The sequence below is a fragment of the Nostoc sp. CALU 546 genome (assembly GCF_048836525.1).
Genome location: NZ_JAWJTF010000025.1, coordinates 29,273 through 37,432 on the forward strand (window position 1 = coordinate 29,273; position 8,160 = coordinate 37,432).

The following is an 8,160-nucleotide window of genomic DNA, read 5'->3' on the forward strand; positions in this document are numbered from 1 at the left end:
CTTCCCCCTTCCCCTTTACCCTTTACCCTTTACCCTTTTTCATAATCCCCCATGCCCAATGCCCCATGTCCGTGAAAATTTTCGTTTGGAAATACCCGCGCCAATTTAAAATTTAAATTCCGGTCAATTACCCAGAAGTACAAAAGTTATTATGTTATCTAAAAGAATCTTACCGTGCTTAGATGTGAAGGCGGGACGGGTTGTAAAAGGAGTTAACTTTGTCAATCTCCAAGATGCAGGCGATCCGGTAGAACTGGCCAAGGTTTACAACGAAGCCGGTGCTGATGAGTTAGTATTTCTGGATATTACAGCTACTCATGAAGACCGAGCTACAATTTTAGATGTAGTCTACCGAACTGCTGAACAGGTCTTTATTCCATTGACTGTGGGTGGTGGTATCCAATCCTTAGAAAATGTTAAAGCTTTGTTACGAGCGGGCGCAGATAAGGTTAGTATTAATTCTGCGGCGGTGCGTGATCCAGACTTGATTAATCGGGCCAGCGATCGCTTTGGTAATCAGTGCATAGTTGTTGCAATTGATGCCAGACGCAGAAATAACCCGGAAAATCCAGGTTGGGATGTGTATGTGCGGGGTGGCAGGGAAAACACAGGCTTAGATGCTCTACTTTGGGCACAAGAAGTTGAAAAACGGGGGGCCGGAGAACTATTAGTTACAAGTATGGATGCTGATGGAACCCAAGCCGGGTATGACATCGAGATTACACGGGCGATCGCCGATGCTGTAGAAATTCCAGTCATTGCTTCTGGTGGTGCAGGTAATTGTGAACATATCTACACTGCCCTAACTGAAGGCAAAGCGGAAGCGGCATTACTCGCATCCCTGTTACATTACGGACAATTAAGCGTAGCAGAAATTAAGAATTACTTGCGCGATCGCAATGTGCCAGTCAGACTAATCTCCTGAACCTCCATTTAGCATTTAATGACATCTATCTGAGGTTAGACACACTTCCCTGAAAGGGTGTTAATATTATTTTACAAGTATTAACAAATATTAAAAAATATGTTGCTTCCTATTTTACTTTTTGATGTAGCCCTGGTAGCGTGGTCGCTGCACTTAATGGAAAGAGCCTATGAGAGTAAAGAATTTTCTCTCATGTTGGCTGGTACATTGGTTGCTCTGGCTGCTGCTGCCATGTTAGTCGTTTACTTTTTGATGGGGCACTGTATGACCTATTTGTTGCAAGTGTCGTAGCGAGTGTTAGGTGCTTGATGAGATATTTAAAATTTAGTTTCCATAAAAAGCTTGACAAAGTACTAATAATTAAGCCATTATGTATAATGGATTTTAAGGGGTTATAGCGCAGTTGGTAGCGCACCTCAATGGCATTGAGGGGGTCAGCGGTTCGAATCCGCTTAGCTCCATTCTTCACACCTGAAACCTCTCCGTTAATTGATGAAAGTGGAAGCATAAGTTTTCTGTAAGAGAAAGCTTATGCTTCTAATTTTTGACTTGACAAAAATGCCATAAAGTCATGACTACTTTGTTATGTGATCTCCGCTAAATCACAACACGGTTCAGTTAGCGCCAAAAACCTTGAAATGTGTAGCGCGATCGCTTTGGGGATATTCTGGAAAAAGTCTAAACTCTCCTCAACTGTCATTCTCAGGACAACCCTAGCTAAAATTTTACGAAATGGGCCTTATGCTAAGTCTGCATCATTTCCCACTCTGTCAGATTTGAGTGCGGGTGGTGTGAGTAATAAGAGTGCATCTTCAATTGTTTATTTACATCCCAACGATTTGTCTTATAAAAATTGTAATATTTGTAATATATAATAAATCACTAGAGCAATTTTATACTTAAAAAGTAGCAGAGATGGTAAAAGACAGCCTAAAGGTCAGTCTAGATGCACTTGTACCGAGAGAAGCATTTGAAGTACAAGGACAACAAGGCCAAAATATAGGAAGAAATATTCCTATGATATCTATCCGTGATTTAGAAAAAAATTCTTTTTTCTATCCATTTTTACGCAAACCTGATTTTCAAAGAGAAACTAACGAGTGGGAGTCTCAGAAAATATGTGAGTTTATAAAAAGTTTTTTAGATGGTGATTTAATACCATCTGTTATTCTTTGGAGAAGTTCTAGTAGTTATTATTTTGTCATTGATGGCTCACATCGACTTAGTTCTCTAATAGCTTGGATAAATGATGACTATGGTGATGGTAAAATTTCCAAAGAATTTTATGATGGAGATATTACAGAAGAGCAAAAAAGTGCTGCTCAAGAGGTAAGGAAGCTTATTAAAGCAAATATAGGTTCTTATAAAGATTATCAATCCTTAACACAGAATCAAGGAAAAGTAGATCAAAATTTTCTTGATAGAGCAAGAAATTTAGGAGCTTTAGGTATCCAGCTACAGTGGGTTGAAGGTAATTCAGAAAAAGCAGAAGCATCTTTTTTTAAAATTAATCAACAAGCAGCACCTATTGGTGAAACTGAAATGCGTTTACTACTGGCACGAAAGACACCTAATGGTGTTGCTGCTCGTGCAATTATGAGAAGTGGTAATGGACATAAATATTGGTCAGACTTCTCCCAAAATAAACAGGATGAAATAGAACAACTTGCTCAAGAAATACATCAACTTATTTTTGAACCTAAACTAAAAAATCCTATTAAAACTCTAGACGTGCCAATAGTAGGAAGTCTATCGGCTCCTGAAAAAATTGAAGTCATATTAGAATATGTCAATATGGTTAATAAGATAGAAGTAGATAATCAATTAGGAGACGATCCTACAGGAGAAAAAACAGTAGAACTGCTAAAAAATTGCAAAACAGTAGCGCAAAGAATAAATAGCAATCATCCTTCATCTCTGGGTTTGCACCCCATTATATATTTTTACACTAGCGCTGGAAAACCCAAAATAGGCTCATTTTATGGCATCGTTACCTTAATGTTACATTTAGAAAAAACTAAATACTTTTCTAAATTTATACAAGTCCGAAAAGATTTTGAATGGGTGATTTGGCAAGATGATATGGTTCCGCAGATTGTCAGTAAAAATGGAAATGCGCTCAAAGCAAGAGAGAAGGTTAAAGATTTTTATATAAAAATTATTGATAAATTATTGCAAGGAATAGATAAGAAAAATGTTATTAAGGAGATCATCATCGAAAAAGGTTTTGGCTCTCTAAAAACTAAAAGTAAAATTAACACAAGTGATAGCCAAAGTAAAGAATTCTCACGAGAGACAAAAGCAGCAGCTTTTATCAGAGATGCTTTACCTGGCTCTCCACGATGTAAAATCTGTGGTGGCTGTCTCCCTACTCGCCTTAACTCTATAGATCACATCAAGAGAAAAGCTGATGGTGGTCTAGGGACTTTAGAAAATGCACAGTTGACTCATCCATACTGTAATACAACATACAAAAATTAAATATTTTAAAATCAAGTATGAAATTAGATATGGTGGTGAGGTAGTAGGATGCGTTAGCTTTCACCAAAGCATCCTACGACTTTTTCATCGCCGGATATTGCTGCAACACCTGCTGCAAATATTGCCCAGTATAAGACCTGGGATTTTTTGCAACTTCCTCCGGTGTCCCCACAGCAATCAATTCTCCGCCTTTATCGCCACCTTCTGGCCCCAAATCTATCACCCAGTCAGAACAACGAATTACATCTAAGTTGTGTTCAATGACTAATATTGAATTACCTTTATCTACCAATCGTTGCAACACATCTAACAATTTGTGGACATCGTAAAAAGATAACCCTGTTGTCGGTTCATCTATTAAATAAAGTGTCTTACCTGTGGCGCGTCGAGATAGTTCTGTTGCTAATTTTACCCGTTGCGCTTCACCACCAGATAAGGTAGTCGCAGGTTGTCCTAGTTGGACATAACCCAAGCCGACATCAAATAAAGTTTGCAAACGCGCGATCGCTTTGGGGATATTCTGGAAAAAGTCTAAACTCTCCTCAACTGTCATTCTCAGGACATCAGAGATTGACTTATCTTTGTACTTCACCTGCAAAGTCTCGCGGTTATATCTTGCACCCTTACAAATTTCGCATTGCACGTAAACATCAGGGAGAAAGTTCATTTCAATCACATTCACGCCCTGTCCGCTACAAGCTTCGCAACGTCCACCTTTAACGTTGAAGGAAAATTGTCCGGGTTTGTAACCCCTAGCTTTGGCTTCTACTGTTTGGGAAAATACATCCCGAATGGCATCGAAAATTCCTGTGTAAGTTGCAGGGTTAGAACGTGGTGTGCGTCCAATGGGAGATTGATCGATAACGATCGCTTTATCAATCGCGTTTAATCCCTGAATTTTATCCAAATGTCTTGGTAAAGGAACTTTCTTGGTTAAATGGTGTTGCAGAGATGGGTAGAGTAACTCGTTAATCAGGGTAGATTTGCCAGAACCAGACACACCAGTAATGGAGACAAGTTTACCTAATGGAATGTCTACATCTATATTTTGTAAATTGTTGCGATGGGCATTTTTAATTCCCAAACTGCGCCCATTTCCTTCTCGGCGTTCTGCTGGTGTGGTAATTACCCGTCTTCCTGATAAATACGCACCCGTCAAAGAATCTTCCGCTGCTAATAACGCCTCAAAATCACCTTGGGCGATAATATTTCCGCCGTGAATTCCTGCACCAGGGCCAATATCAACTATATAGTTAGCGGCACGAATTGTTTCTTCATCGTGTTCAACGACAATTAATGTATTACCCAAATCGCGCAACTTAGTTAAGGTTTTCAGCAACCTACCATTATCTCTTTGATGCAAACCAATACTCGGTTCATCTAAGACATAGAGAACTCCCGTTAATCCAGAACCAATTTGCGTTGCTAGACGAATCCGTTGGGCTTCACCACCGGAAAGGGTCATGGCTGGACGGTCAAGGGTGAGGTAATCTAAACCGACATCTAACAAAAATTGCAATCTGGCTTTGATTTCTCTCAGGACTAAATCAGCAATTTGTAACTGGCGATCGCTCAACTTAAATTGCTCAATTCTCTCCCGACAGTCCCGAATTGATACCGCAGTTAAATCTAAAATTCCATATTGCCCCAACTTCACCGCCAAAGCTTCCGGTTTTAACCGTTTTCCATGACAAACTTCACAAGGTTGATCAATTAAATACTGCTCTAATTTTTGCTTAACTAATTCCGAACCACCCTCATATTGTCGTTGCAAAATTGGAATAGCACCTTTAAAACTCTGCTTCCTCTGTGCTTCTGCGGCTCGTTCATCTTTCTCGCCAAACAAAATAATTTGCTGCTGGTCTTCTGTCAGCTTGCTCCAATTTGTCTGTAACTCAAACCCATAAATCTGTCCGACGCTATAGAGTAATTCTAAGTAATAAGAATTATCTTTTTCTGACCAAGGCGCGATCGCAGCATAAACTGGCGCTTCCCAGTCGGGTACGATCAAGTCTGGCGCAAATCTCCTTAAAGTCCCGATTCCATGACAGTGCGGACAAGCACCATAAGGTGAGTTAAAGGAGAACAATCGCGGCGATAATTCCTCCATCACCGCGCCATGTTCTGGACAAGCAAAGTTTTCCGAAAATACTAATTCTTCTTCTTTTTCTTGTCCATCGTCACCAAGTAGACTCACCAGAATGGCTGCAATCCCGCCCGATTGCTTGAGACACGTAGACAGGGAATCAACCAAACGCTCTTGGATGTCAGCCTTTTTCACCAAGCGGTCAATTACCACTTCGATGGTGTGGGTAAAATTTTTATCCAATTCAATGGAATCTGACAGTTCGCGGATCTCGCCATTGATTCGCACGCGGACAAAACCTTGAGAAGCCAGACTTGACAAAAGCTTACGATGTGTGCCTTTCTTCCCACGGACAACGGGTGCAAGAATTTGGAAACGGGTGCGATCTGGTAATTCCATGATGCGATCGCACATTTCATCGATTGTCTGGGGTGCAATACAGCGATCGCATATTGGACAATGGGGTTCGCCAGCCCGACCAAACAATAGCCGCAAATAGTCGTAAATCTCCGTCACCGTACCGACAGTGGAACGGGGGTTATGAGACGTTGATTTTTGGTCAATAGAAATTGCTGGACTTAAGCCTTCAATAGCTTCCACATCCGGCTTATCCAGTTGTCCGAGAAATTGCCGTGCGTAGGCGCTGAGGGATTCTACGTAACGACGTTGCCCTTCAGCGAAAATGGTATCAAAGGCTAGGGAAGACTTACCAGACCCAGAAACGCCAGTGAATACAATTAGGCGATCGCGTGGCAATTCCAAGTCAATATTTTTCAGATTATGCTGCCTAGCACCCCGAATCCGAATGGTATTCTGGCTGTTGTGGCTGGGGTTGGGAAGATGTCCATTCAAGGATGCTGCTAGCTGTTGGTCTGACATATTGGGCGGCAAAGAAGGAGTTTCTTATGAAACAGTCCTTAATAATACTATCTTTAATCAGTTTATAGTAGAACAATCGTACTGTTTTAATTAGTTATCCTTCCAGATTTATGCCGCAGACATCCTTAAGAGTCTGCTAATTTGGAAGCATCCCGATTAAATATCCTTCTGAGGGCGAAGCTATGGTATTGCAAATCCAACCGCCGACCCAGCCAGAGGTCATCTACCCAGATAGTGACGGACAACCAGTGGCTAATAATACTATACAGTTTGGCTGGATTGTAGAAATTAAGCAGAATTTAGATTGGCTATTTGCTGACGATCCAAATGTATTTGTCGCCGGGGATTTATTTTGGTATCCGGTAGAGGGACGCAACAAAATTGTTAACGCCCCAGATGTGCTGGTGGTATTGGGTAGACCAAAGGGTGATCGCTTGTGCTACCAACAATGGAAAGAGGAGGGAATTCCACCGCAAGTGGTGTTTGAAATTCTTTCTCCCAGCAACACCCAAACTGAAATGGACAAGAAATTACTTTTCTACGATCGCTATGGCGTGGAAGAGTATTACATTTACGATCCTGAGAAAAATAATTTGCGTGGATGGTTGCGTAGCGAAGACGGTTTAGATGTCATCCCCCAAATGGAAGATTGGGTGAGTCCCCGTTTAAAAATTCGATTTGCTTTATCAACAGAGGGCTTACAGTTATATCGCCCTGATGGAGAACGGTTTTTAACTTATACAGAAATTTCTCGCAACGCCGAGCAAGAACGCCAACGAGCAGAGCAAGAACGCCAACGAGCAGAACTTGCAGAACAAGCTAGGAGAGATGCCATACCCCGATTATTGCAAATGAATTTGAGCATCGAACAGATTGCCCAAGCTTTGGGATTGTCAGTGGAAGAAGTGCGAACCCTGGCTCAGGAGTAAAGCCGTGTGCAATGATTAGCAGTTCAGTTAACAGCGTTGGCAGTAGAACCAGAGCCTTGACCAAACAATTCGCACTCTTGCTAACGCCCCGCTCCGCTAACGCAATTCGCAATTGCGAATTGGAAATGACTCGGAACGGAGATTCAGAACTGCGATCGCATTTTTTCTGTATCAAGCGATCGTCAGCCCAATCAATCGCGTTCAAAGCAACTTGCTACTCAGCCACTCACCAACGACACCAGCACGCCATTGAGATCGCGGACACGAGCAATAGTTTTTCCCCCAGGCTGGGTTTTAGGAGCATCTAGTGCTTTTGCACCTGCGCCAATTGCTCTCATGTAAGCGCTGCCAACATCAGGTGTGATAAATGATATTTGAATTAATGTCGGTGGTTGTGTAGCGTCATTGGGATGGCAGCCACCAGGAAATAACTTTTGTGCTTCGCTACTAGAAGAGAAAGCTAATGTGGTGTTTCCGGTTTCGATTTCCGCCCACATAGATTGTCCTTTATCCTGGAGAGTGCGACGAACTAGACCAAAGGCTTTTTCGTAAAACTCAACTGTTTTAACTACATCGTCTACCCAGATGACCGTGTAACCAAATTTCATAATTCTTTCTCCTTATGTATAAAAATCAGTAAGAGCCAGGGCGAATAAAATTTGCGGCTATACAAGCAAATTCCGCCTCCGCGGACTAAGAAAAAATTGAGGGTTTTAAACCCACGGAGGTGGGTAAAGCCTCGTGTAGACGCGGTTTCTAACCGCCCTTCTAACTACGAATTACGTTAGCGGAGCGGGCATTGGTGTCAACTTAAGCTAGAAATAGCTTCGCTGTGGGCTTCATAACCCGCCAGAGAATTC

Annotated in this window: 7 protein-coding genes and 1 tRNA gene; 6 read left to right on the forward strand and 2 right to left on the reverse strand. The window is 41.7% G+C overall.

Annotated elements, in window-relative coordinates:
• Positions 1 to 151: 151 nt before the first annotated feature.
• The 5 genes from hisF to RRG12_RS14975 all read left to right on the forward strand — a co-directional run bounded on the left by hisF (position 152) and on the right by RRG12_RS14975 (position 3,406).
• The gene (hisF, locus tag RRG12_RS14955; protein WP_069071056.1) at positions 152 to 925 is read left to right on the forward strand and encodes an imidazole glycerol phosphate synthase subunit HisF; all 774 of its coding nucleotides are present in this window, start codon (positions 152 to 154) and stop codon (positions 923 to 925) included.
• A 99-nt stretch (positions 926 to 1,024) separates the two neighbouring features.
• Positions 1,025 to 1,216 (forward strand): hypothetical protein, encoded by a 192-nt coding sequence (locus tag RRG12_RS14960; RefSeq protein WP_069071057.1) that lies wholly within the window; start codon positions 1,025 to 1,027, stop codon positions 1,214 to 1,216.
• Between the two features lie 97 nt (positions 1,217 to 1,313).
• A tRNA-Ala gene (locus tag RRG12_RS14965) sits at positions 1,314 to 1,386 on the forward strand.
• Between the two features lie 126 nt (positions 1,387 to 1,512).
• A complete protein-coding gene (locus tag RRG12_RS14970; RefSeq protein ID WP_420759838.1) occupies positions 1,513 to 1,800 on the forward strand; it encodes a hypothetical protein in 288 nt (95 codons plus the stop codon).
• Between the two features lie 40 nt (positions 1,801 to 1,840).
• On the forward strand, positions 1,841 to 3,406 hold the full coding sequence (locus RRG12_RS14975; RefSeq protein ID WP_420759839.1) for an HNH endonuclease family protein: 1,566 nt from the start codon (positions 1,841 to 1,843) through the stop codon (positions 3,404 to 3,406).
• A gap of 73 nt (positions 3,407 to 3,479) precedes the next feature.
• On the opposite strand, the gene uvrA is transcribed toward RRG12_RS14975, so the two are convergent.
• Positions 3,480 to 6,371 carry an excinuclease ABC subunit UvrA gene (gene uvrA / locus RRG12_RS14980; protein WP_420759840.1) on the reverse strand — a complete coding sequence of 964 codons (2,892 nt, stop codon included), beginning with the start codon at positions 6,369 to 6,371 and terminating at the stop codon, positions 3,480 to 3,482.
• Positions 6,372 to 6,553: 182 nt separating this feature from the next.
• Between uvrA and RRG12_RS14985 the strand changes: the two genes are divergently transcribed.
• Positions 6,554 to 7,300, forward strand: a complete 747-nt coding sequence (locus RRG12_RS14985; protein WP_420759841.1) for a Uma2 family endonuclease — start codon at positions 6,554 to 6,556, stop codon at positions 7,298 to 7,300.
• Between the two features lie 218 nt (positions 7,301 to 7,518).
• Here RRG12_RS14985 and RRG12_RS14990 read toward each other — a convergent pair whose 3' ends face one another.
• Positions 7,519 to 7,908, reverse strand: a complete 390-nt coding sequence (locus RRG12_RS14990; protein WP_420759842.1) for a VOC family protein — start codon at positions 7,906 to 7,908, stop codon at positions 7,519 to 7,521.
• Positions 7,909 to 8,160: the final 252 nt, after the last annotated feature.